Origin of the sequence: Nocardia puris (assembly GCF_003315035.1) — a bacterium.
Classification (GTDB): domain Bacteria; phylum Actinomycetota; class Actinomycetes; order Mycobacteriales; family Mycobacteriaceae; genus Nocardia; species Nocardia puris.
This window is the reverse complement of record NZ_QNRE01000001.1, coordinates 1,154,139-1,178,746: the sequence shown is the minus strand read 5'-3', so window position 1 is coordinate 1,178,746 and position 24,608 is coordinate 1,154,139. Positions and strand designations below refer to the sequence as shown.

The following is a 24,608-nucleotide window of genomic DNA, read 5'->3' as shown; positions in this document are numbered from 1 at the left end:
GTCAGCCTACTTGTCGGCCGCCGCTGGGCCAGAACGCCTTGCGCAGCTCGCGTTTGAGGACCTTGCCCGCGCCGGACACCGGCAACGCCTCGACGAAATCGACGCTACGCGGCGCCTTGTAGGCGGCGATCCGCGAGCGGCAGAAATCCCGGAGCTGCTCGGCCGTCGCGGTGCGGTCCGGCCGCAACATGACGACGGCGTGCACCCGTTCGCCCCAGAGTTCGTCCGGCACACCGATCACCGCGCACGCCGCCACCGCGTCGTGGTGGGACAGCACGTTCTCCACTTCGGCGGAGTACACGTTCTCGCCGCCGGTCACGATCATGTCCTTGATCCGGTCGACCACGAATACATAGCCGCGCTCGTCCATGTATCCGGCGTCACCGGTGTGCATCCAGCCGCCACGCAATGCCGCGGCAGTGTCGTCCGGACGCCGCCAGTACCCGAGCATCACGTGGTCGCCGCGTGCGACTATCTCGCCCACCACGCCACGTGGTACCTCGTTGTCGTCGTTGTCGACTATGCGGACCTCGGTGTGCGGGGCGGGCCGCCCCGCGGATCGGCGCAGGGCGGGGTCCTCGTGGTCGGACGGGCGCAGGATCGTCGCCACCGGCGCCAGTTCTGTCATGCCGTACGCCTGCGCGAGACCGGCGGCCGGCAGCAACGCTCCGACGCGTTCGAGCAGGCTCTCCGACACCGGGGAGGTGCCGTACAGGACACGGCGGACGGTGCTCAGGTCGAACGCCTTCGCGTCGGGATGATCGGCGATCTGCTGGAGCATGGTGGGCACGAGCAGCACATCGGTGATCCGGTACCGCTCGAACGCGTCCAAGACGCCTTCGGGGGAGAAGCCCGGCAGCAGCACGTGGGTGTGCTCGGCCAGCGCGCCGCTGATCAGCAAGAAGAGATCCGCGAGGTGGAACATGGGCGCCACGTGGAGCATTCGGCCACGCTGGGTGAGCCACTCGCCGGTGGCGAAGCAGCCGAGGGCGTTCGTCAGCACGCTGTTGTGGCTGAGCATCACGCCTTTCGGCGCACCCGTGGTGCCGCCGGTGTAGAAGAGGCCGAGCAGATCTTGTCCGCCGCGACGGGCGTCCTCGGCGACATCATTGTCGGCGACGAGGCTTTCGTAGGCGAGGGTCGTCTCGGGGCAGTTGTCGTCGCCGCAGTACACGACGTGATCCAGCCCGTTGTACAACTCCCGGATCGACGGCAGGTGGTCGCGGAAGACGTTGTCGATCAGCAACACCCGGGCCTCGGACTCCGCCAGCGCGAAGGCGACCTCGGCCGGACTCCATCGGCTGTTGATCGGGGTGAGCACCGCACCGGCCCACGGAACGGCGAAAAGATACTCGAAGTACCTGTCGGAGTTGACGCCGAGCATCGCGACACGATCGCCCGGCGCCACCCCGAGGGCGTGGAGCCCGCGCGCGAGGCGAGCGATCCGGTCGACGCTCTCGGCGACGGTGCGAACCCTCGTGCCGTCCACGGTGAGCTCGCGGTCGGGGTCGGATTGCAGGGCGTTGTGCAGGGTTCGGGTGAGGTACATCGGCTCGGCTCCTGTGCGCTCGCCGGGACTACAGGGAGCGGGAGATGATCTCCCGCATGATCTGGTTGGTGCCGCCGTAGATCTGCTGCACGCGCTGGTCGACCCACAGGTGCGAGATCGGGTACTCGGACATGTACCCGTACCCGCCGTGCAGTTGCAGGCACCGGTCGATCACGTGCATGGCGCGTTCGGTGGTCCACCATTTCGCCATCGCCGCGGTCGGCCCGTCCAGCTCACCGCGCAGCAGCCGGAGTACGCAGTCGTCGACGAACGTCCGCGCGACGCGCGCCTCGGTGGCCGCCTCGGCGAGGGTGAACCTGGTGTGCTGGAAGTCGAAGATGCTGGAGCCGAACGCCTTTCGGTCCTTCGTATATCGCAGTGTGTGCGCCAGCGCGGTCTCCATGGCGGCCGTCGCGGTGACGCCGATGGTGAGTCGCTCTTTCGGTAGCTGACCCATCAATTGGGCGAAGCCCGCGCCCTCGGCGCCGCCGAGCAGATTCTCCGCCGGGACGCGCACGTCGTCGAAGAAGAGTTCGGAGGCGTCCTGGCCGCGCTGGCCGATCTTGTCCAGGATCCGGCCGCGATGGAATCCCTCGCGATCGGTTTCCACGATCAGCAGTGAGATGCCGCGGGAGCCGGCGTCGGGGTCGGTGCGCGCCACGACCAGGACGAGGTCGGCCTGGGTGGCATTGGTGATGAACGTCTTGGCGCCCCGGATCAGGTAGTCCGCCCCGGCTCGCGTCGCGGTGGTCGCGATGCCCTGGAGGTCGGACCCGGCGCCGGGTTCGGTCATGGCGATGGCGCCGACGGCCGCGCCGGACGCCATCGCGGGCAACCAGGTGCGTCGCTGTTCCTCGGTGCCATAGGCGAGCAGGTAGTGCGCGACGACGACGTTGTGCACGGCGACGCCCCATGCGGTGTCGCCGACGCGGGCGAGCTCTTCGAGCAGGACCGCCTCGTGCGCGAAAGTGCCACCGCCGCCGCCGAATTCCTCGGGGATGGACAGGCACAGCAACCCCGCCGCGCCGCCGCGCGTCCACACGTCACGGTCCACCCGATGCTGATCACGCCAGCGTCGCTGGTACGGGGCGACCTCTTTCGCGCAGAACGACCGGGCGAGGTCGCGCAACGCGTCGAGATCGTCTGTCATCCACGGGGATCGGTGCTCGGTCGTGGCGCTCACGCCGAGAACCCGCCGCCACGGACCGGCGTCCGGCCGGCGCCGTCCAGTTCTCTCATGCTCGTCTCCCAATCCTCTGGCGGCCGACGCGCTCGGCAGGGCGCGGTCGACCCGGTGGAGCGGTCTTCATCGACGTCGCCACGCAACGCCGGGCATCCTCGGCGCAGAGCGCGGTCGAATCCTGTCCATGTCTCGAATGATCATACACATAGACTGCCGTGTGTCGGGGTGTAATGCTGGCGATATGCCCGAATCAGCTGCGGAACAGATCTATGAATGATTCACTTACATGTGCCGGGGTGATCCGCGGCGAGACGATTCGAAAGGACGACACACCATGACAGTCAAAACGGCCACCGTGGTCCGGGACGGCTTCCAGTACCTCGAAGGGGCGCGCTGGCACGACGACCAGCTCTGGTTCTCCGACATTCCGCGAGGCAAGGTGTATCGGCTGGGCCTCGACGGCACCGCGACCGTCGCGGCCACCGTCGACGCCAAACCCTCCGGCCTCGGGTTCGCCCCCGACGGCACCGTGCTGGTCGTGACCCAGGCGGACAACGCGTTACGGCGGATCACCGCCGACGGCGGCACCGAGGTCGTCGCGGACCTCGCCGCGGTCGCGGTCGGCGCGAACGATATGTGGGTCGACGCCGAGGGGCGCGCCTACATCACCCAGATCGGCTACGACCTGTTCGGCGGAGCCGAGCCGCAGGTCGCGCCGATGATCGTCGTACACCCGGACGGCGAGGTGAACACCGCTGGATCTGGGCTCGTCTGCCCGAACGGGGTTGGCCTGTCGCCCGACGGCAAGACGCTCTACGTCGCCGAGACCTTCGCCTTCCGGATCAGCGCGTTCGATGTGGCCGCCGACGGCAGCCTGTCCGATCAGCGGGTGTTCAAACAGTTCGACAGTCTCGAGTCCGACGCCCTCGATGGCCTGTGCGTGGATGCCGAAGGCGCCGTGTGGGTTACGTGCCCCTTCAGCAGTGAGGTGCGGCGGATCGCGCCCGACGGCACGGTGACCGACCGGGTGGCGACGGCGACCCCGGGGCATTTCGTGGTCTCGTGCGCACTCGGCGGCCCGGACGGGCGCACGCTCTACCTGTGCACCGCCGAAACGGATCTGGAGCGGATGTCGAACAACTTCGAGGGTACCGCGCGCGTCGAGGCGGTCACCGTGGACGCGGCGCGGCTGTCGTAAAGACTCCTCCCTCAGGCGTCCTCGCGCGGTGTCGCGCGGACGAGTAGCTGGTGCCCGTTGTGCCGGAGTTCGGTGATCTCGAGGCCGGCGGCCGAAATCAGTTCGGTCACTTGCTCGCTCGTGAAATTCGAGGTGATCGTGTTGGTGGCCACGAAGCGGTCGATGAGGCGGTCCTTCCAGCGGACGCCGGGGCTGGTGAGGATCGACAGCGACAGTTCGCCGCCGGGTGCGAGCGCGCGGGTCAATTCGGTGAGCGCGGCCTTCGGGTCCGGGAACACGTGCAGGGCGCCGAAACAGGCGAGGTGGTGGACCGAGCCGGGCCGCAGCGACAACTTGGCGACATCCTGCACGAGGAACGCCGACTGGGGCGTGCCGCGCAGCCTCTTGGCGGCCTTCACCAGCATGTCGGGGGACAGGTCGATGAACAGCATGCGGGGCAGGTCGCGGGGGCGCGTGCCGCGGGTGGCGAAGGCGGTGAGGCTGCCGTCGCCGACGCCCACCTCGACGAAGGTGTGCCCGCCCGCCGCGGCGGCGGCCAGGCGCGCCGCGTAGAACTTCCCGAGCTCGCGGAGCTTCCCGTTCCAGACGAACCAGAAGACCAGCGTGGCGACCAGCGGATACGCCTTGGAGTAGATCCGGTAGGCGAAGCGCAGGCGGTCGTTGTCGACCACGCGCTCGTAGAGCGGGTCACTGGATTCGTCGCGGTAGAGGCGGCGCTCGCGGTCGAGCACCGAGATCGCCACCTCCCCGGCCGGATCGACCAGCGAGCCGTCGGAGATCTCGGTGAGCGCGCGCCCGGTCGCCGGGTCCACCAGATCGGCCACTTCGGTGAGGGACCAACCGGATTCGGTGGTCCGGCCGATGCCGTAGTAGCCGCGGACCAGCCGCTCGTGCACTGCGGGCGGCACCGCCTTGCGCAGCCAATACGACACGCGCACATCGCGTCCCACGCGATACGACTGCTTGGTGCGCGGCGTCTCGAGCACCTCGTGGACGGTGCGCGCGACGGCCTCCGCGGGCTGTCCCTGGGACAGGTATCCGGCGAGCCGGTCGGCCACCGCGCGCCGGGCGTCGGCGTAGGCCGGGATCGGCTGCGCGATCTGACGGGACGCGTCCAGGATCGACGTGCGCGTCCAGCCGGGGTTCAGCACGGACACCTGAATTCCGAAGGGGCGCACCTCCATTCGCAGCGCGTCGCCGAGCTTCTCGATCGCGGCCTTGGTGGCGGAGTACCAGCCGCCGAATGGTTGCGCCACGATCCCCGACCCGGAACCGACGAGCACCACGTGGCCGCTGCGCTGCCTGCGCAGGTATGGCAGCGCGGCGCGGATCACGCGGGCGCTGCCGACGACGTTCACGTCCAGCAGATCGGCGGCCTCGTCGGCGGTGGTCTCCTCGACACCGCCGTGCAGGCCGTACCCGGCGAAGGTGACCACGGCGTCGATCCGGCCGTGGCGCTGGTACACCTGCTCCACCCACCGCGTCACCGCGTCGGTGTCGCGCACATCGACGGTCTCGATCGCCGTGTCCGTGCCGGGTCCGAGGTCGGAGCCCTCCACGATCGCGCCCTGTTCGGCGAGGTATCTCGCTGTCGCCGCGCCCATTCCGGAGGCGGCGCCGGTGATCATCACAACTTTGCGGTTCATCAGATTCCTTTCGTGGCGTATTCGGAGGCGGTCCGGGGACGTGAGCGCATCGCGGGACTCGCCGTGGCGAGCTGACGCAGCAACCAGGCGCGGGGCGCGAGCCGGCCGAAGACGCCGAGCGCGCGATTCGGCGCGCCGGGCACGACGAGCAGCTTGCCCTTGTCCGCGGCGTCGATGCCGCTCTCGGCGACCTGCTCGGCCGAGAGCCAGAACGGCGCGGGCATCGACCGTTCGAACTCCTCCTGCGTCATGCCCGCGAGGACACCGATCTCGGTGGCGACCGGGCCGGGACACAGCACGGTCGCGGTGACGCCGGTGCCGCGCAATTCCGCGGCCAGCGCCTGGGTGTAGGTGAGCGCGAACGCTTTCGCGGCGCTGTAGGCGGCCTGGCCGGGCATCGGCTGGAACGCCGCCGTCGACGACACGGTGAGCACCGCGCCGCGCCCGCGCGCCACCATGCCGGGCACGAACCCCACGCACAGGTCGGCGACCGCGACGGCGTCGACCTCGATCACCGCGAGCTGGCGCGCCGGGTCGTATTCGACGGCGGGGCCGATGATCGAGGTGCCCGCGTTATTGACGAGGATGGACGGCGTGCGCCCGAGCGCGGCGACGCGGTCGGGCAGGGCGGCGCGCTGGGCGGGATCGGTCAGATCGGCCGGGACCGCGTCGGCGGCCCCGCCCTCGGCCCGGATGCGGTCCGCGAGGTCGGCGAGCCGGTCGGCGCGGCGCGCGACCAGGCTGACGTGGTGGCCCCGCGCGGCGAGCGCGCGGGCGATGGCCGCGCCGATCCCGGACGAGGAACCGGTCACCACGGCGGTGGCGTCGGAAGCGGGTGGTGGCAGGGTCATTCGGCGGTCCTGAGTTCGGCGTGGTTTTCGAGCGCGTGAAAGCTGTTGTCCAGCAAGGCGATCAGTCGGCCGACCTCGGGAACCGCCACGGGGCAGCAGGTCGCCGAGAGGTGCAGCCGCCCGGCGTGACCGAAGGCGACGAGGATCAGCGGCACGTGATCGCTGGGCATCGGCAGCCCGAAGATGCGTTCCAGCCGCGCGCCGCGCCAGTAATGCGGCTGGTCGGGTCCGGCGATATCGGAGACGAACAGGTTGACCGCGGCCCGGCCCGTGAGACGGGTGACGCCGGGCACCGCCTGGGCGAGCAGCCCCACGCCGTTGGCCACGAGCAGCGCGGAGATCTCCGGCTCGGACAACTCGGCGAACAACGCCTTGGCGGCCGACGTGCTCGCCGTGATCGCGCGCAGCCGTTCGGCTGGATCCGGGCGGTCGGTGGCCAGCCCGGCCAGCACGACGCCGACCTCGTTGCCCGGACGGTCGTCGGTCGCCGACCGGGTCGACACCGGCACCGCCGCGACGAGCGGCCGGTCCGGCAGCACACCGCGTTCATCCAGGTAGGAACGCAGCGCACCGGCGCAGGCGGCGAGCACCACGTCGTTGACTGTGCCGTCGACGGCTCGGCCCACGGCGCGCACCCGGTCCAGCGACCACGTGGTGGTGGCGATCGCGCGGCGGGCGCTGATGCGCCGGTTGAACATCGTGCGCGGCGCGCGAAAGCGGATGTTCGCCAGTTCGGGGCGCGTCAATCGTCTTGTCCTGACGCGTATTCCGGCTTTGGCGGGCGGTGTGGGCGCCTCGCGCACCAGGCCGAGCTGCGGACGCGCGGTGGCCCGCAGCATGGACGATCCGCGCTCGGCCGGGTCGGGGGACAACCCGGACCGCAGCACGGTCTGCACTGTCGCGCCATCGGCGATCGCGTGGTGGATCTTGAAGTACGCGGCGAACCGTCCCTCGGGCAGGCCCTCGAAGAGGTGGAACTCCCACAGTGGTTTGCGCCGGTTCAGGCGTCGCGCGTGCAACTCGGCCACCGCCGCCAGCAGTGTCTCCTCGGTGGCGCCCGCGGGCAACGTCGTGAGCCGCACGTGCGCGGCCAGATCCGGTGCGCGGTCCTCGGTCCAGACGAACCGGCCGAGCGGCCTGCGGCCCTTGCGCCGCAGCACCGGCAGCAGATCGGTTTCGGCCAGCATCGAATCATGCAGGGCGCGAACGAAATCCGGCCCGGAGTCGGGCGGTGGTTCGAAGATCTGGACGGCGCCGACGTGGGTGGCCAGGCGGGAGGACTCCGCGAAGAGGAACAGCGATTCCATGGCAGAGAACGCGGGCACTGGGACTCCTCAGTCAGTTCGATCGAAGTTCGGCGGCGGTTTCCAGACGGCGCGCGTGCAGCACCGGGTACAGCGCGGCGGCCGCGGCCATCGCGACCAGGCACAGCGGCACCACCACGAGGGGACGCCCGACGGCGCCCCAGTCGACCTGCACGCCGTAATTGACCGGTGAGGTCAGCGCTTGCAGGTAGACCAGTCCGGAGCCGCCGGCCAGACCGGCCGCGACGCAGGCCGCCGCCAGCAGCGCCGCCTGCACCACGATGACGGCCTGTTCGACGCCGGGCGTGGCCCCCAGCGCGCGGACGACGGCGCGCTCGCGGCGCCGCTGGACCAACCCCAGCAGGAAGATGTTCAGCACGCTCACCCCGGCGATGCCCATGATCACGTAGCCGGTGACGGTGAACGGTTCGAAGAACCGCGGGACCACGGTGGCCGCCGCCGCGCGCCAGCGGTCGTTGTCGTAGACCGAGAGGCCCTCGCCCAGGGCGGCGAAGGTGTCCACCTGCGCCGCGGCCTCCGGTGCGGACGGGAAGTGCACGGCCACCCGGGTGCGGGCCGCCGCCCAGCGCTGCGCGGCCTGCGTGCCCGATACCAGCACCACATCGCCGATGGGACTGTCCGACAACATCGCCGGGTCGAAGACGCCCGCGACGCGGAAGTCGGCGTAGCCGGTGGGCGTGGGCAGCGTGACCGTGTCGCCCGCCGCGGCGCCCAGCCGTCCGGCGGCGACCACGCTGAGCCCGATCTCCCCGGCCCGCAATCCGTTCCAGAGCCGGTCCGCGTCGCCGAGCGGGGTGGCCAGGGCGGTCGCCTGCCTGCTGCCGGGCGTCACCCCGACGATGAGCCGGGGTTCGGTCGGCGACGGGATGACGGCCGTCCACTGATCGTCGACCGGATTCCCTCGAGCCGCTTCCTCGATTCGAGCGTAGGTGGCGTCGTCGATGCTCGCGGGCCGCTGGTCGAGCATGCTCTTCGGCTCGATCACCAGGGAGGTGGGCAACCCCGCGGTCTTGTGCCCCGAGACGTCGGCGGTGAGCAGGGCCTGCATGGTCTGCGCGCCGATGGCCAGGGTGGCGCCGAGCGCGGCGATGGCGGCCGTGGAGGCGAACATCAGGGCGTAGCGCCGGATGTCGCCGTGCGCCAGCCTGCCGATCGCGGGCAGGCGGGCCGCGACGGGCGTCACCAGGACGCGCACCAGACGCGGGGTGAGCGAGATCATCGCCGCGGTGAATCCGGCCAGGCCGAGGAAGATCCCGGCGTTGCCGACCGTCAGCGACACCTCGCCCTTGTTGAAACGGCGCAGCACCACGATCGCGAGCACGATCAGCGCGACACCGGCGAGCATCGGATACCACGACACCCGCCGGGGCGCCTGAACCCCGCCGAACCCGGCCACCGAGGCCAGCGGTCCTTCGCGGACCAGCTGCCAGGCGGGCACCGCCATCGCGAGCAGTCCGCAGACGGCGCCCGCGCCCACACCGAGCGCGATGATCGACCGGTCCCAGGCCAGGGCGAGCTCGGCCCCGGAGCCCGACAGCACCGAACGGCCGAACCGGTCGACGAGCCACGCGCCGAGCAGATAGCCCGTCGGCACGGCCAGCAGCCCGCCGACCGCGCCGAGCAGCGCGCCCTCGCCAAGGAAGCCGGCCAGGATACGGCGCGGCGTCGCGCCGAGCACCCCGATCGTGCCCATGACTCGGCGCCTGCGCTCGAAGCCGAACAGGACTGTGTTGACGGCGATGAGCACGCCGATCAGCAGGCCGGCGATCGCGGTGAGGTCCAGGGTCTGTTTGGAACTGGCGTAGATCGCGGGGATCTGCGGACGCGGCGGACCGACCGAGGCGATGCCGTCGGTGGCGGCGGCGAGTGCGCCGGAGAGGTCGGCGCCCGCGTGCGGCAGGACGAACAGCGAGGTCAGGTGGTCGGACGCGCCGAGCACCCGTCCGGCGTCGGTGGGCGAGGTGGCCAGCAGCACGCGGCCGGCGTTCATGCCGTCGAGCGGTGCGCGCGCGGGGAACGTCCAGCCGAGGTGCGCGGCGTCGGCGGCCCGGCCGGGCAGCGGGATCGGCGCTCCCGGCGTGAGCCCCAGGTCGCGGGCCGCGTCCTCGGACATGCCCAGCGGCAGGCCCGGTCCCGGCGTGAGTCTGGTCGCCGAGGCGAGGCCCGCGCAGTCGAAGGGGCCGAGCAGTCGTTCGACCGCGCAGGTCGCGCCGAGCACGAAGAATCCCTCGGCGCCTCCGCCGAGGTCGATCTGGGTCATCCCGGCGGTCACGGGGACGACCGCGTCGACGCCGGGCACCGCCGCGACCTCGGCGACGGCACCGGCGGGCAGCCGCCCTTCGACCAACGGAATGACTTGTAGCACTTCCGATCCCGCGCCCTCGGCCAACGCGGGGCCGAAGGCGTCGAACGGGCGCAGCAGCACCTGATTCAGCTGCACCACCGCGACGACCAAGGTCACACCGACGGCGACGCCGACGACCGTGAACACGTTGCGCCGCCAGTCGCGCAGTACGGCCGCGAGATGGAGACGGCCGAACACGCGCAGGGCCGCGCCGATTCGTCCCCTCACTCGCCCAGCCCCCAGGCGGCCGCTCGCTCCTCGGCGCGTCCGTCGACGAGAACCAGCTGTCTGGTGCCGTATTCGACGGCGGCGGCGTCGTGGGTGACCATCACCACCGCGGTGCCTTGCTCGTCGGCAACGTCGCGCAGCAGCGTCAGAACAGATTCCGAGGACCGGGTGTCGAGGTTGCCGGTCGGTTCGTCGGCCAGCAGCACGGCGGGCTCGGCCACCAAGGCGCGGGCCACGCTGACGCGCTGCATCTGCCCGCCGGACAGTTCGGCGGGCAGATGCCCGGTCCGGTCACCCAGGCCAACGCGCTCGAGCAGGGCGGTGGCGCGGGCGTCGGCGATTCGGGCCGGCACACCGTCGAGCAGCAAGGGCAGCGAGACGTTGTGCACCGCCGACAGGGTGGGCACCAGGTTGAACGACTGGTAGACGAATCCGAGGTGGCGGCGGCGGAACGCGGCGCGCCGGTTCGGGCGCAGCGCGGCGATGTCCTCGTCGCCGAACAGCACCCGCCCGGCGTCGGGGGGTTCCAGACCCGCCGCGACGTGCAGGAGCGTCGATTTGCCCGCGCCCGACGGCCCTGTGACGACCACGAACTCGCCGGGCCCGACGGCGAAGTCGACCTCGGCGAGCGCGCGCACCAGTTCACCGCCCCGGTGGAAACTCTTGGAGACTCCCTCCAGCCGCAGCACCCGGCCCGCGTCGATGGCGTCCGCCGTCTCGGTCGCTGCGACCATCACTCACACCTTCGCCCCACTCGTCGGCTGTTGCCCTGCGAAAGACCCAGCCGTTCTTGCTTTTTGCCTCGTCGCACGCGAATTCGGTGGTCCGTGCCGGAATGTCGCGTCGGCTCCGGACTATTCGTGCGACCCGTACACCGTCCACGCAACGCTCGTCGTGAACGGCTCTGTATCAGACGGGCGCGGGCACATCACCCGAGTATGTCCAGACGGAGCCCGGCGAGTCACTGCACGCTGACGAGAACAAGAGGGTGGTGAATTTGGCTCGAGTCACTAGACATCCGGCCGCCGAGAGTGACGAATCGGTGACAGTCGATCTCTGCCGTGATGCCCTGACTTCTGCCGTCCTGCGGCGGGTGGGCCCTGCCCCTAGAATCGGTATCGGTTGGTTGGCAGGGCTTTTCGGGGGTATCGATGTACCAACTTCCACCCGATCCGTTCGATTCCGAGTCGACCGATCGGCTCCTGCGCGCCCAGCGGCGGAAGTCGGTGATGTCCAAGCGGATCGGCACGGTGCTCGTGGTGACGCTGGTGCCGCTCGCGGTCGTCGCGCTGGTCGCGTTCGTGGCGATCATGCTGCCTTCGATGATGGGGGAGTCCGCGTCCTCCGGTGTGTCCGCGTCCTCGAGCCCGTTGCGGGAACTCGCGCCGGTCGATCCGACCAAGCCGTACGCGAACACCCCCGCCGCAGGCTGGGCGGAGGGGGAAGCGGGGATCGTGGTGCCGCCGCCGGTTCCGCTCGGGCGGTTCACGGCCGAGGACGTCGGCGCGGCGATGGCGAGGGTGCGCGAGCTGATCATCGCCGCGCGGCTGAACCCGCACGTGCTCGGAACCCACGACGCCGAGCCGGTGCTGGCGCTGCTGGCCGGGCATCAGGCAGAGGAAGCGCGCGCACTGCTGCGTCCCGGCAACGAGGCCGAGACGTGGTGGGTGTCGGTCAAGATCGCGCCGGGGCACCGGCTGCTGCCCGTCGCCCCGCGCGTGGCCGGGTCGATGACGCCGATCATCGACGAGCAGGGCGATCTGGTGATCCGGACGAACTTCCTGATCGCCTACGCGTTCCACCACGACTACCCGAAGGTGCTGGACGGCCCGATGGACATCGTCGCGGTCGACCGCTGGGAGTTCGACTACATCTGGGTGCAGGACCCGCGGTACGACGCGGGCTCCCAGGGCATCTACTACGGCGACATCGCCGCGCACAGCTACTCGGTGAACTGCTCGCTGCACGACAAGGGTTTCCTCGCACCCAATTACAGCAATCCGCCCGCTGTCACGCCCATCCGTGAAGCGCGTGATCCGGAGGAGTACTTCGACCCGGGTGTCCCCATTCCGGACGAGAGCAACTGCTGAATCGGCTGTCCCGCAGCCGATTCCGGAGCGGAACCGGTATCGGCTTGCCCGGCAAACGGGTTCACGGCCACGAAAACGACCGCGCCCGCACGGAGTTCACCGTGCGGGCGCGGTCGCTGGACGGAGCCGGTACTACTTCGCCAACCCGGTCTCGATCGCCTCGATGATGCGCGGACGCAGCTCGGCCGCGCGGATGATCGCGTCCACCGACCCGACCTCCACCGCGCGCTGGATGCTGTGCACCCGGTCGAACTCCGCCGCGACATCGCCGAGCTTCTCGGCCCGCACCGAACCGCGCAGCTCGTCGAGTTCGGCGGTGAGCGCGGCCCGTTCGGTGCCCGACGCGTTCGCCGCGCGCTCCTCCAGTTCACGGACCCGGGGATCGGTGGCGGTGCGCTTGTCGACCTCGTTGGAGAACACCACGGCCGCGGCGGGCGCGCCGCCGAGCACCGAGGCGAACGAGCCTTCCAGCGCCAGCACCGTCATGTTCGGGTTCAGGGCCTTCGAGAAGACCACGAACGCGCCGCCGTGGTAGCGGGAGATCACGCAGAACACGATCGGGCCGCGGAAATTGACGATGGCGCGGCCGATTTCGGCGCCGTACTCCAGCTGGAGCTTGCGCATCGACTCCGGGGAGCCGTCGAAGCCCGACAGGTTCGCCAGCACCACGAGCGGCCGGTTGCCGCTGGCGGTGTTGATCGCCCGCGCCGCCTTCTTCGAGGAGCGGGGGAACAGCGTGCCCGCGGTGTAGACGTCGGGGCCGTCGGTGGACGGGAACCCGCGACGCGGCACACCGCGCGACTCGATGCCCAACAGGCACACCGGGATTCCGCCCAGGCGCGCGTCCTGCACCACCGCGGTCTCGGCGTCGGCCATGCCCGCCCAGCGCTCCAGCACCGGGTGGTCCTGGTCGGCCAGCGCCCGCATCACCGTGCGGATGTCGAACGGCTTCTTGCGGTCGGGATTGGCCGTGGCGGAGAAGATCTCGCCGACGGTGGTGAAATCGCTGTCCGGCGAGACGTGCGGGAAGCTCGACACGTCGCGGTCGATCGGGTCGCTGGTCTCCGAACGGCGCGGCGTCTGCTCACCGGGCGCCACGTAGGTGTGGTCGTAGTGCGACATCAGCACGTCGCGCGCGGCGGTCAGGTTCGGCGCCCAGTACTGCGCCTGGCCGTTGGGGCCCATCACACGGTCGTAGCCGCCGATGCCGAAGTTGTCCTCGGCCGACACGCCACCGGAGAAGTCCAGCGACTGCTTGCCGGTGAGCACCATCGCCGAGTCCGGCGTCATCACCAGGATGCCCTTGGTGTGCATGAGCATCGTCGCCTCGGCGTTCCAGTACGGCTGCGCGCCGACGTTGATGCCCGCGACCACGATATTGATCTCGCCGCCGTCCTGGGTGAACTCGACGATCCGCTTGAGCGCGGCCGCCACCCAGTCCATGTTCTCGGTGCCCGACTCCATGGAGATCCGCGCGCCCGAGGACAGCGCGTACCACTCCAGCGGCACCTGCATCCGCTGGGCGAGGTCCAGCGCGGCGATCACCCGGCGGCACTCCGGTTCCGACAGCGCGCCCAGCGATTTGGTGGGATCGCCGAGCAGCACCACGCGGGTGATGCCGTCGGGATGCTGCGCCGTCCTGGTGGTGACCACGCCCGCGACGATCGCGGCCTTGTTCTGTCCCTTCGGCCGGTCCACCGGCACCAGCGCGTGCGTGGCGTCGAGGTCGTACTCGGTGAATTCGCCGAGCAAGCCGGTCAATTCGTACGGGTAGACGGTGTTGCGGCTGCTGGCGCGCAGCACCTTCTGGCGGTACTCGTCGATCGGCTCGACGGCGTCGTCGGAGCGCTCGCCGATGGTGACCTCGGTCCCGGTGGCGTCGAAGGCGATCCGCACCGCGACCTTCACCAGCTCGCCCGTCTTCGGATGCACATGCCGGGCGATGAGCAGGATCTCCTCGATACCCGCGCCCGCCGTGATCGGCTGGATGCGGTCCACGATCATGTCCAGTTCGGCGCGCGTGATGTCCACCGGCGGCCAGATGTACATGACGACGCGGTTGGTGTGGAACCGCTTGGCCGACGGGCGCAGCGACTGCGCGCGGCGGATGGAGTCGAGGCAGGCGGCGATGGTGCTCTCCGCCGTCGGCAGGGCCAGCAACCTGCCGTCGTGGTCGCGCAGCGCGGTCAGGTCGCGCACTTGGGTGAAGGCGACCAGTCGCTCGTCGGAGGCGTTCTCCTTGGCGACGCAGCGGAACAGGTAGACCTCTTCGTCCGAGGACGGCAGGCGCTTGAGGTCGAACTTGCGCAGCCGCGTCATCTGCATGCGCTGCGCGATGTAGGGGTGCAGGCCGCGGATCAGGCGCTCCTCGGCCATGCCGGTGGTGGTGGGCCGGAAGGTGAAGTGGTGGTGCATCACCGCGCCGCCGCTGCCCGCGACGGTGGTGGTGATCCGGTGCACCTGGTTGGGCAGCGCCCGCGCGCCCAGCACCTCCTGCAGCGCCGCCGCCAGCGCGTCGAAGTCCTCCGGCTGGTTCTCCCAGCTCAGGTAGATATCGGCTTCGATGGAGGCGGAATCGTCGGCCAGTTCGGCCAGACCGGCCAGCGCGGTGTCGAGGGCGTCGAAGCTCACCGCGGCCGAGACCAGGCTGGTGCCGCGGCGCTCGGCGATGACGAACGTGGTGCCCGCCGCCTGCTGGGTGCGCACCTCGGACAGGCCCTTGTTGCCGTAGTAGCGGCGGGTCAGGACCTCGAGCATCACGGTGTTGTCCAGATCGCCGCGCACCAGGCGCTGGCCGAGCAGGCGCACCAGCGGCTCGGTGCTGCGCACCATGTCGGCGATGCGCTCGGCGCGATCGGGCGCGGCCGGGTTCGCGTCCAGGTGGCTCAGGTGCTTGCGCACGTTGGTGTAGACGCGGGCGCGGTTGCGCCGCAGCAGCGGCTGGCCGTACCAGGCGTACACCACGCCTCGGGTGAGGTCGGCGATCACCGGGAACCGCACCTGCGTGGCCGCGACCAGGCGCTCCAGCGCCAGGCCGACCGGCTCCTGCAGCGCGCGGTCCGGCACCGGCTCGCCCAGCCATTCGCGCAGCAGCGTGGTCACGATCGTGACGGTGGCCGAGGGTCGCTGGGCAGCGAGGAAGATCCGGAACACCGCGCCTTCGAGATCGGGCGTGCGGTCCAGATCCTCGATGCCGTAGTGCCCCAGTGCCTTCGCCAGCTTGGCCCGGTAGGACTCAGGCAGGCCGGCGCGCTCCACGTCGAGGCTCTGCAAGTAGGTGTGGAAGTACTCGCGGGCGCTGTGCACGTGGCTCTGGCCGCCCTCGTCCTCCCAGGACCGGTCGCGGCTCAGCTCGGCGAGATCGGCGAACACCTGGAGCAGTTCCAGCTCCTCGGCCAGCGGCCTGCGGTTGTCCTCGATCGCGGCGCGGCGCAGCACCAGGTAGTCGTCGAGCACGCGACGGTCGTCGTGCGGGTCCACGTCGAAGCCGAGCAGCAGGCTGCGCAGATCCTGCAGCGCGCGCGAGATGCGCTCGTGCGGCTGCACGGTCGCGGGTTCGGCGGGCAGATCCAGCTCCACCGCGCCGGTCGACTCCTCGGCCTCCACGCCGTCCTCGGCCAGCGGCTCCAGACGCAGCAGCGGCGCACCGGTCTCGACCTGGGTGCCGACGGTGACGGCGCACTCCTTGAGCCGGGCGCGGAACGGTGCGCGCAGCACCGTCTCCATCTTCATGGACTCCAGCACCAGCACGGGCGCGCCCGCCTCGACCTCGGCGCCGACCTCCAGCGGCGTGGCGACCACCAGCGCGGGCGCGGGCGAGCGGACGACGCCGCCCTCGTCGCGGCTGATCCGGTGCGCCACACCGTCGATGTCGACCAGGTGGATCGGGCCGTGGGTGGCGGTGGTCAGGCGGTAGCGGGTGCCGTTGACGACGATCTGGCCGGTGTGCTCGTCGAAACGCTCGAGATCCACGTCGGCCGTGCGCACGTCGCCGCCCGCCTCGATGCCGACCCGGAACCGGTGCGCGCCGATCCGGGCGACCCGCACGCGATAGCCCACGCCGCGCAGCTTGAGATCGCGCGGACGGCCGCTCTCGTGCTGCACCTGCGGGCGCCCGCCCGACGCGGTGGACAGCAGGCGGTGGCGCTCGGCGCGCTCGTCCTCCTCGTAGGCGTCGATGGCGGCCGCGGCCAGCGCGACGGTGGAGTGCCGCTGCGAGACCAGCCTGCCCTCGCCGCGCACCCGGTCGATCCAGCCGGTGTCGGCGCTGGCGTCGATCACCTCGGGCTGGTTCAGCAGGTCGAGCACGAAGCTCTTGTTGGTGGCGCCGCCCTCGATGACGACGGTGGTCTGCGCCATCGCGCGGCGCAGCCGGCCCAGCGCCTGCTCGCGGTCGTGACCGTAGGCGATGATCTTGGCGATCATCGAGTCGAAGTCGGCGGGGATGGTGTCGCCCTCGCTGACGCCGGTGTCGACGCGGATGCCGGGGCCCGCGGGCAGATCCAGGCGCGCGATGCGGCCCGGGGCGGGCGCGAAGTCGCGGTCGGGGTCCTCGGCGTTGAGGCGGGCCTCCACGGCGTGGCCGCGCTCGGCCGGCGGCTCGCCCTCGAGGCGTCCGCCGGAGGCCACGTGCAGCTGGGCGCGGACCAGATCGAATCCGGTGGTGTACTCGGTGATCGGGTGCTCGACCTGCAGGCGGGTGTTCACCTCGAGGAAGGCGAACAGCCGCTCACCCGGGTGGTAGAGGAATTCGACGGTCGCCGCGCCGCGGTAGTCGACCGCGACGGCCAGGCGCTCGGCGGAGGCCTTGAGTTCGGCGGTCTGCTCGGGGGAGAGCACCGGCGAGGCCGACTCCTCGATGATCTTCTGGTTGCGCCGCTGCACCGAGCAGTCGCGCACGCCCAGCGCCCAGGCCGTGCCCTGGCCGTCGGCGATGACCTGCACCTCGACGTGCCGCGCGCCGGTGACCAGCCGCTCCAGGAAGACCACGCCGCTGCCGAACGCACGCACCGCCTCCTGCCTGGTGCGTTCGTAGGCGTCGACGAGTTCGGCCTCGTTGGTGATCACGCGGATGCCGCGCCCGCCGCCACCGGCGGTGGCCTTGAGCATCAGCGGGTAGCCGATCCGCTCGGCGGCCGCGAGGGCGTCCTCGACGGTGTCCACCGCGCCGCGGCTCCACGGCGCGACCGGCACGCCGACTTCCTCGGCGATCAGCTTGGCGCCGATCTTGTCGCCGAGCTTGCGCATCGCCTCGGGGCTGGGCCCGACGAAGGTGACGCCGATCTGGTCGCACAGCTCGGCGAACGCCGGGTCCTCGGCGACGAAGCCCCAGCCGACCCACGCGGCGTCGGCCTTCGTGGTGACCAGCGCCTGCTCGAGCGCTTTGAGATCGAGGTACGGGCGGGCGGCGGCGGGGCCGAGGTCGTAGGCGACGTCGGCTTCCCGGACGAAGGTGGCGTGGCGATCGACATCGGTGTGGAGCGCGATGGTTTCGATCGGCCGCCCCGTCTCCGCGGCCAGATCTCGGACAGCGTGAATGAGGCGCATGGCGGCCTCACCCCGGTTCACGATGGCGATGCGGCTGAACACTCGCCGTCTCCTTCCTGCGTATGCACTGGCCCGGTCGGGCGAGGGTTTCGATCCCGATTACGCGTAGTCTGCCCCCTCCCCGTCCATAAGTGCACAGCACTCCGGGGTTACCCGCACGTATTCCTTCGAAGGCCGGCGTGACCGGCCGCCGGCGCGCGGCCGGACGGGTCTCGCGCGGGCGGGCGTGCGATGCGGGTGCCGCGGGCATTTGCTCCGGGCTAGCTGTGGAGCGCGGGATCGACGTGCGCGGCAGGAAGGCCGCGGATCAGCCGTCCCGGCTCACCGCGGCGCCCGCGACCCGGCCGTACGGGACGGCGTCGAGCAGGGTGACGTGCACCCGCGCCCCGTTCGGCACCGTGTAGCTGCGCCGCTCGCCGCGCCGCGCGCCCACCAGCGCCGCGCCGAGCGGTGAGTCGGGGGAGTAGATCTCCAGGTGCGAGCCGTCGGCGCCGCGGGTGCCGAGCAGGAAGGTCTCGGTGTCGTCGGTGCCGTCGTAGCGCACGGTGAGGACCATGCCCGGTTCGGCGATGCCGTCGTCGGGCGGGTCCTCGCCGACCACGGCGTTGGTGAGCAGGTCTTGGATCTGCCCGATCCGCGTCCGGCGCCGGTAGAGCGCGGCGGCCGGGTCGTCGTCGGCGGTGTGCGCGTCCTCGGCGTGGTCGGCGGCGAGCAGGCCGGCCAGTTCGGCCTGGAGTTGTTCGCGGGCGTGCGGCGTCAGCCAGACAGGTGTCATGTCTCCCTACCGGGGTGTGTCGGGGTGTGGAACAGCGGAGGCCGTCAGGGCGGCCTGGAGGAGGGGGCCGCCCTGACGGCGAAGTCCGCGGCGCCGGGCATCGAGGCATCCGGCTCCCGCGGATCGGGGGAAATGGCTCCGGAAGTCAGCCCGGTGGCGCGCTCGGAGGCGGACACCACGGGGTGCGCTCCGGACGGAGCCGTCTCGCCGTGCGTGCCATGGTCACCTCCTGCTGCCGGGCGAAATGCGCTGTTCCCGCCATCATGGCCCGGTTCGGACCCGGTGGGCTTGTCCGATCGGCACAGTTCGGCACCGGTCGGTTAGGGGTTCTCCACAGCGGGCTCGTCCTCGGCGGCTGCGAGGTCGATCGTCATCGCCAGGCGGGCCCGCGCGTCGTGCAGGTCGAGGACGGCGATCTCGTTCATCCGGCGCAGCCGGTTGCGCACGGTGTTCGGGTGCACGCCCAGCCGGTCGGCGGCCTCGGTGAGATCGCCCTGCGCGTCCAGCCACGCCCGCAGCGTCGCCACGAAGGGCGTGCCGTTTGCCCGATCGTGGCTGCGCAGTTCCGCCACCGGCCCGCGCGCGGGGACCCGGCCGGTCCGGGCGGTGGCGCGCAGCCGTTGCAGCAGGATGTCGCCCCACGATTCGTCGTAGGCCGGAGTTACGGAAACCGACGGCCGATGTTCATGCAGCGCCAGGCACTCGTCGGCCTCCTGGCGGGAGAGCTTCAGGTCCGCGCTCGACGCCGCCGCGCCGATCCCGGCGCACAGCGTGAGGTGCGCGGGCAGGCCGGCGCGCAGGCCGGCCAGCCACTCGCGGGCGGTGCGGACCCGGTCGGCGGGCAGGATCGTGTAGACGGTGTTGTCGGTCAGCGCGCTGCGGCCCGGCCGCGACCAGCCGAAGCCCATGGTCGCGTGTTCGAACGCCAGCAGCAGCCCGGCGTGCCGGTCGGCGGCCGCCCGGGTGCGCACCGCGACCACGCGCAGCGTGCCCGGCGCGAGCCCGAGCCTGCCGATCAGCGTCGCGGCGTCGGGCGTGCCTTCCAGCAGCCGGATCACCAGGTCGGATTCCACCTGGCGTTCCAGGTCCGCGCTCGCGCGGGAGCGCAGCAGGTGCAGGGCGACGGTCGGCGCGCTGTCGGCCAGCGCGGCCAGCCGGTCGCCCGTGAGCGGAGCGGGGGTGCTCACCCACACCGACCCCAGCGGCTCGCGTCCGACGCGGACCGCGACGACCATCCGTCCGGTGAGGCCGGGTGCGGGCGCGACGAACAGCGGCTCGTCGGAGGCCGCCAGATGCGCGGGGACGCCCCGGGATTCGAACAGCGCGCGCAATGTCTCCGGCGCGCGGCGGCGCAGGACCGTCTCCGAACGCGCGGGGTCCGACTCCTGGCTCAAGCTCGAATACGCCACCACTCGCGCGAGCCGGTCCTCGATGGTGACCGCGCCCCCGACGGTGCCCGCGAGGCTGTCGGCGAGGGCGAACAGGTCGGTCGGCCCGCGCCCGGCCGCCGTCTCGCGTCCTTCGAGAACCACCCCGTAGACCACCCCGGCCAGCTGACTCCACGACACCGACGGGTCGACCACCAGCACTGCGAGATCGGGGGCGCTCATCTGCTCGCCGTCGCCGTCGCGGGCCAGTACCACGACGGCCCGTGCCGCCCGCGCGGCGGACACCGCTTCGGACAGCGACCGAGCGCCGACAGCCAGGAACACATCGCCCGCCGTACCTTCCGGGCCGGTCGGATCGTGGACCGCGACACCGCGAATCACCGTCGACGGCGGCACCGGGCAACTCGACACCCGGACGCCGTAGCCGCCCAGAACGTTCACGAGATGGTCCAGCCGCACCACGAATGACTCCCGTCGCCCTAGGTCCAGCCACCCTATCCACCCGGAAGGAGGTGTCCAGAGGCCTGGACACCTCGGACGCACGCGCGCCGGGTCGGGTGCGCGGCACGTGCGTCAGGTGTGGCACAGCTCCGACGACGAGCACGTGCCGGGTGCCGCAGGCCGTCGCTGCCGTGTACGAGCGTGCGGGCGACCGTGATCCGGGAGTTCGCACCCGTCGGCGTCATGTTCACCGAGAAGGGCCCTCCAGCCCCGATGTGCCGCGCGCCGGGGACATCGCGCCGATGTCCCCGGCAAGCACTCAGGCGATCAGGTTCTCGCTCTTCAGCCAGTCATAGGCGACGTCGGAGGGGTCCTCGCCGTCGATGTCGACGCGGCCGTTGAGCTCCTGCATCAGATCGTCGGTGAGGCGCTCGGAGATGGTGCCGAGCAGGGTGCGCAGTTCCGGATGGGCCTCCAGGATCACCCCGCGCACCACGGCGGTGCCGCTGTAGGGCAGGAAGAACTCCCGATCATCTTCCAGCACAACGAGATCCAGGTTCTTCACCCGCCCGTCGGTGGTGTACACCATGCCGAAGTTGCAGGGCTCGCCCCTGGCCGTGGCGGTGTAGACCACGCCCGCGTCCATGCGCGTGACGTTCTCCGACGGCACGCCCGTCGGCATGTTGTACGGGATGCCGTACTTCTCCAGCATCGGGAGGAAACCGTCGGAGCGACTGAAGAATTCGTCGTCCACGCAGAACGTGCGATCGGGCACCGGCAGCGCGGCCACATCGGAGAGCGACCGGGTGTTGAGCCGTTCGGCGTTCGGGGTCGAGGCGCCGAAGGCGTAGGTGTTGTTGAAGTTGGCGGGCGGCAGCCACTCCAGGTCGTAGTCGCGCTTCTCCACGTCGTGGACCCGCTGCCAGAGTTCGGCCGGATCGGAGATGGTCTCGGTCTCGGCGTGGTAGTTGACCCAGCCGGTGCCGGTGTACTCCCACAGCACGTCGGCGTCGTCGTTGAGCTGGGCCTGTCGCGAGGACGCCGAACCCGGCGCGCCCGTCAGGTCCGTCACCGACGCGCCCGCCGCCGCCAGATACGTGGCGGTGATCTTGCCGAGCAGCACGCCCTCGGTGAAGCTCTTCGAGGTCACCACCAGCTTCGCGCCCGCCAGCGGGCGTTGGCCGTCGGGGAGGGTGGCGTCGTGGAACGTGCCCGACGAACTCACCAGGCCACAACCGGCCAGCGCCAGCGTCGCGGCCAGCACCGTGGTCAGCCAACGCGCTCTCATGACACACCCCTCGGGGTCGCGGCCAGTTCCACCAGTCGGCCGAGCCAGTCGATGATCAGCGCGAGCAACCCGACCAGGATCGCGCCGGAGATCAGCAGTTTCGGCAGGAAGAGAGTGACGCCGGTGGTGATCAGCGTGCCCAGGCTGGTGGCGCCGATGAACGTGCTCAGCGTCGCGGTGCCCACCAGGATCACCAGGGCGGTGCGCACGCCGTTGAGGATCACCGGCACCGCCAGCGGCAGTTCGACCTGGAACAGCGTGCGCGACGCCGAATAGCCGATGCCGCGCGAGGCCTCGATGGTGCGCTGATCCACCTGCCGCAGCCCGACGATCGTGTTCTGCAGGATCGGCAGCACCGCGTAGACCACGAGACCGACTATGGCCGTGCGGAATCCGGTGCCGAGCCAGAAGGTGAACAGCACCAGCAGGCCGATCGCGGGCGCCGCCTGGCCGATGTTGGCGATATTGACGGCCAGCGGCTCGAACCGTTTCAGCGCGGGCCGGGTCAGCGCGATGCCGAGCGGGATCGCGATGGCCACCACGATGAGCGTCGCCACCACCGTCAGCTTCACGTGCTCGGCGATCGTGGTCCGCAGGTTCGACCAGCCGAGCGCGGCCTGTTCGGTGCTGGTGAACGTGGTCGACCGGTACCAGACCGCGTAGCCGACGCCGATCACCAGGATGATCAGCGGTTCGAACCAGACGTCGATCGGCAAGCGGCGCAGGCGATTCATGACGGTTCGGCCGATCCGTGTTCGTCGTCGGCGGCGACCACCGGGGTCGGCGTGGTGTCGGTACCGTCGACGTAGGTGGAGTAGGACGGGTCGTCCTCGTCGCTGCGCACGTCGGCGAGTTTGTCCCGGATCGTCTCGGTCACCGCGCCGATGCTGAGCGATCCGACCACCGCGCCGCGCCCGTCGGTCACCAGCGCAGCGCCCTGGCTGGCGGCAAGCATGGCGTCGAGCGCGTCGTTGAGGGTGGAGGAGCGCGCGACCACGGGCAGCCGCCGGTCGAGGTAGTCGGAGATCTCCGGTTTGGACGCCACCTCGGTGAGCGAAGGCCACGACCGCGGCCGCCCGGCCTTGTCCACGACCACCACCCAGGTGTGCCCGGCGGCCTTCGCGCGGGCGATCACCTCGCCGGACGGTTCGCCGATCCGCGCGGTGGTCACCGCGTCGTGCTCGACGTCGCGCACCCGCTGCACGGTCAGATACGCCAGCTTCGCGCCCGAGCCGACGAACTCCTCCACGAACGGCGTGGCGGGATCGGTGAGGATCTCCTCGGGCCGCGCGTACTGCTCGACGTGCCCGCCTTCCGACAGGATCAGCACCTTGTCGCCGAGTTTGGTGGCCTCCTCGAAATCGTGCGTGACGATGACGATGGTCTTGCCGAGTTCGTGCTGGATCGCGATCAGGCTGTCCTGCAACCGGACTCGCGTAATCGGATCGACCGCGCCGAACGGTTCGTCCATGAGCAGGACGGGTGGGTCGGCCGCCAGCGCGCGGGCCACGCCGACGCGCTGCTGCTGGCCGCCGGACATGTCCTTGGGCAGCCGGTCGGCGAAGACCGCCGGGTCGAGGCCGACCAGGTCCAGCAGGTATTCAGTGCGTTCGGCGATCTTCTTCTTGTCCCAGCCGAGCACGCGGGGGATGGCGCCGATGTTCTTGGTGACCGACCAGTGCGGGAACAGGCCGCCGGACTGGATGACGTAGCCGATGCCCTGGCGCAGCTCGTCGGGGTCCTCCTTGGTGACGTCGCGGTCGCCGATGAAGATGCGGCCCTCGGAGGGCTCGATGAGCCGGTTGATCATCTTCAGCGTGGTGGTCTTGCCGCAGCCCGACGGGCCGACGAACGCGACGATGTCACCGGCCTCGATCTCCAGGTCCAGGCGCTGCACGGCGGGCTTGTCCTGGCCCTTGTAGCGCTTGACCACGCCGTCGAGCCGGATGGACGCGCCGGTGACGTTGCGTTCCGGGGTGGCGGGCAGGCTGGTCACATCGGTCATGACAGTCCCTTCGCGATCGTGAGGCGTCCGAGCAGGACGAGCAGCGCGTCGAACACCAACGCGACGAGGACGATGAGAATGGTGCCGGTCAGCGCCATCTCGAGGGCGTTCGCGCCGCCGAGCCGGGACAGGCCGTTGAAGATCAGCGAGCCGAGGCCGGGGCCGAGCACGTAGGCGACGATGGCGGCCACGCCGACGATCATCTGCGTGCTGATCCGAATGCCGGTGAGGATCACCGGCCAGGCGATGGGCAACTCGACCGTCAGCAGGATGCGCCAGCGCGGCAGGCCGATGCCGCGCGCGGACTCGATCACCGATTCCGGCACCGAGCGCAGGCCCACGATGGCGTTGCCGATCACGGGCAGCGTCGCGAAGAACGCCAGCATGATGAACGACGGCACCACGCCCAGCCCGAACGGGACCAGCAGCAACGCCAGCAGCGCCAGCGAGGGAATGGTCAGCGCGACGCGGCTGGAGGTGAGGGTCAGCGAGGAGAGCAGCGGCAGCCGGTACACCGCGACGGCGATGAGCACGGCCAGCACGGTCCCCACCAGCACGGTCTGGAACGCCAGCGAGGCGTGCTGGTAGGTGAGGAACGTGAGCACCTCGCCCCGGCCTCGGACGTAGTTCCACAGATTCACGGGATTCCCCTCGTCGGCCGGAACCGGGTGGTACCGGCCTGATAGGCACCGGACGCGCGGGTCGTCGAAGGGTAAACGATGCCGGGCGCCGGATTCGGGATGAGACGCA

At 70.8% G+C, this 24,608-nt stretch carries 16 protein-coding genes; 2 read left to right on the top strand and 14 right to left on the bottom strand.

The genetic code is table 11. The features are described from left to right. Nucleotide 1: 1 nt before the first annotated feature. Nucleotides 2-1,549 carry an acyl-CoA synthetase gene (locus DFR74_RS05405; protein WP_067514253.1) on the bottom strand — a complete coding sequence of 516 codons (1,548 nt, stop codon included), beginning with the start codon at nt 1,547-1,549 and terminating at the stop codon, nt 2-4. 28 nt (nt 1,550-1,577) lie between these two features. Then, nucleotides 1,578-2,699, bottom strand: coding sequence for an acyl-CoA dehydrogenase family protein (locus DFR74_RS05400; RefSeq protein ID WP_067514252.1), 1,122 nt, complete (start codon nt 2,697-2,699; stop codon nt 1,578-1,580). 367 nt (nt 2,700-3,066) lie between these two features. Here DFR74_RS05400 and DFR74_RS05395 point away from each other — a divergent pair, with 367 nt between their 5' ends. Beyond that, the gene (locus DFR74_RS05395) at nt 3,067-3,930 is read left to right on the top strand and encodes an SMP-30/gluconolactonase/LRE family protein (RefSeq protein ID WP_067514251.1); all 864 of its coding nucleotides are present in this window, start codon (nt 3,067-3,069) and stop codon (nt 3,928-3,930) included. Between the two features lie 11 nt (nt 3,931-3,941). On the opposite strand, the gene DFR74_RS05390 is transcribed toward DFR74_RS05395, so the two are convergent. From DFR74_RS05390 to DFR74_RS05370, 5 genes are read right to left on the bottom strand one after another with little or no spacing between them, the layout of a single operon-like run. Continuing rightward, complete coding sequence (locus DFR74_RS05390) at nt 3,942-5,576, bottom strand: SDR family NAD(P)-dependent oxidoreductase (protein ID WP_067514250.1); 1,635 nt, start codon at nt 5,574-5,576, stop codon at nt 3,942-3,944. Next, a complete protein-coding gene (locus tag DFR74_RS05385; protein ID WP_113974952.1) occupies nt 5,576-6,427 on the bottom strand; it encodes an SDR family NAD(P)-dependent oxidoreductase in 852 nt (283 codons plus the stop codon). The genes DFR74_RS05390 and DFR74_RS05385 overlap by 1 nt, the downstream gene beginning before the upstream one ends. Continuing rightward, nucleotides 6,424-7,752, bottom strand: a complete 1,329-nt coding sequence (locus tag DFR74_RS05380; protein ID WP_084538166.1) for a wax ester/triacylglycerol synthase family O-acyltransferase — start codon at nt 7,750-7,752, stop codon at nt 6,424-6,426. Before DFR74_RS05380 ends, DFR74_RS05385 begins: the two co-directional genes overlap by 4 nt. Nucleotides 7,753-7,765: 13 nt before the next feature. Continuing rightward, entirely contained in the window at nt 7,766-10,324 is a 2,559-nt protein-coding gene (locus DFR74_RS05375; protein WP_147265741.1) for an ABC transporter permease, read from the bottom strand. After that, on the bottom strand, nt 10,321-11,058 hold the full coding sequence (locus DFR74_RS05370) for an ABC transporter ATP-binding protein (RefSeq protein ID WP_067513936.1): 738 nt from the start codon (nt 11,056-11,058) through the stop codon (nt 10,321-10,323). The genes DFR74_RS05375 and DFR74_RS05370 overlap by 4 nt, the downstream gene beginning before the upstream one ends. A gap of 495 nt (nt 11,059-11,553) precedes the next feature. Between DFR74_RS05370 and DFR74_RS05365 the strand changes: the two genes are divergently transcribed. Then, nucleotides 11,554-12,414: a hypothetical protein gene (locus tag DFR74_RS05365; RefSeq protein ID WP_147265740.1), complete on the top strand. Its 861-nt coding sequence runs from the start codon at nt 11,554-11,556 to the stop codon at nt 12,412-12,414. 132 nt (nt 12,415-12,546) lie between these two features. On the opposite strand, the gene DFR74_RS05360 is transcribed toward DFR74_RS05365, so the two are convergent. The 7 genes from DFR74_RS05360 to DFR74_RS05330 all read right to left on the bottom strand — a co-directional run bounded on the left by DFR74_RS05360 (nt 12,547) and on the right by DFR74_RS05330 (nt 24,499). After that, entirely contained in the window at nt 12,547-18,003 is a 5,457-nt protein-coding gene (locus tag DFR74_RS05360; RefSeq protein ID WP_067513934.1) for an ATP-binding protein, read from the bottom strand. 265 nt (nt 18,004-18,268) lie between these two features. Continuing rightward, on the bottom strand, nt 18,269-18,736 hold the full coding sequence (locus tag DFR74_RS05355; protein WP_067513933.1) for a GreA/GreB family elongation factor: 468 nt from the start codon (nt 18,734-18,736) through the stop codon (nt 18,269-18,271). Nucleotides 18,737-19,056: 320 nt separating this feature from the next. Further along, on the bottom strand, nt 19,057-20,586 hold the full coding sequence (locus tag DFR74_RS05350) for a PucR family transcriptional regulator (protein WP_067513932.1): 1,530 nt from the start codon (nt 20,584-20,586) through the stop codon (nt 19,057-19,059). 298 nt (nt 20,587-20,884) lie between these two features. After that, nucleotides 20,885-21,853 (bottom strand): glycine betaine ABC transporter substrate-binding protein, encoded by a 969-nt coding sequence (locus DFR74_RS05345; RefSeq protein WP_067513931.1) that lies wholly within the window; start codon nt 21,851-21,853, stop codon nt 20,885-20,887. Then, nucleotides 21,850-22,587 (bottom strand): ABC transporter permease, encoded by a 738-nt coding sequence (locus tag DFR74_RS05340; protein WP_113974951.1) that lies wholly within the window; start codon nt 22,585-22,587, stop codon nt 21,850-21,852. The genes DFR74_RS05345 and DFR74_RS05340 overlap by 4 nt, the downstream gene beginning before the upstream one ends. Next, nucleotides 22,584-23,858 carry an ABC transporter ATP-binding protein gene (locus DFR74_RS05335; RefSeq protein ID WP_067513930.1) on the bottom strand — a complete coding sequence of 425 codons (1,275 nt, stop codon included), beginning with the start codon at nt 23,856-23,858 and terminating at the stop codon, nt 22,584-22,586. Before DFR74_RS05335 ends, DFR74_RS05340 begins: the two co-directional genes overlap by 4 nt. Beyond that, nucleotides 23,855-24,499 carry an ABC transporter permease gene (locus DFR74_RS05330; RefSeq protein WP_067513929.1) on the bottom strand — a complete coding sequence of 215 codons (645 nt, stop codon included), beginning with the start codon at nt 24,497-24,499 and terminating at the stop codon, nt 23,855-23,857. Before DFR74_RS05330 ends, DFR74_RS05335 begins: the two co-directional genes overlap by 4 nt. Between the last annotated feature and the right edge of the window lie 109 nt (nt 24,500-24,608).

Excerpts from the sequence above, each read along its gene's own strand:
- DFR74_RS05395 (WP_067514251.1), top strand. The coding sequence starts at position 3,067 with ATGACAGTCAAAACGGCCACCGTGGTCCGGGACGGCTTCCAGTACCTC.
- DFR74_RS05355 (WP_067513933.1), bottom strand. The coding sequence starts at position 18,736 with ATGACACCTGTCTGGCTGACGCCGCACGCCCGCGAACAACTCCAGGCC.
- DFR74_RS05370 (WP_067513936.1), bottom strand. The coding sequence starts at position 11,058 with ATGGTCGCAGCGACCGAGACGGCGGACGCCATCGACGCGGGCCGGGTG.
- DFR74_RS05340 (WP_113974951.1), bottom strand. The coding sequence starts at position 22,587 with ATGAATCGCCTGCGCCGCTTGCCGATCGACGTCTGGTTCGAACCGCTG.
- DFR74_RS05400 (WP_067514252.1), bottom strand. The coding sequence starts at position 2,699 with ATGACAGACGATCTCGACGCGTTGCGCGACCTCGCCCGGTCGTTCTGC.
- DFR74_RS05345 (WP_067513931.1), bottom strand. The coding sequence starts at position 21,853 with ATGAGAGCGCGTTGGCTGACCACGGTGCTGGCCGCGACGCTGGCGCTG.
- DFR74_RS05405 (WP_067514253.1), bottom strand. The coding sequence starts at position 1,549 with ATGTACCTCACCCGAACCCTGCACAACGCCCTGCAATCCGACCCCGAC.
- DFR74_RS05365 (WP_147265740.1), top strand. The coding sequence starts at position 11,554 with ATGTCCAAGCGGATCGGCACGGTGCTCGTGGTGACGCTGGTGCCGCTC.
- DFR74_RS05335 (WP_067513930.1), bottom strand. The coding sequence starts at position 23,858 with ATGACCGATGTGACCAGCCTGCCCGCCACCCCGGAACGCAACGTCACC.
- DFR74_RS05385 (WP_113974952.1), bottom strand. The coding sequence starts at position 6,427 with ATGACCCTGCCACCACCCGCTTCCGACGCCACCGCCGTGGTGACCGGT.
- DFR74_RS05390 (WP_067514250.1), bottom strand. The coding sequence starts at position 5,576 with ATGAACCGCAAAGTTGTGATGATCACCGGCGCCGCCTCCGGAATGGGC.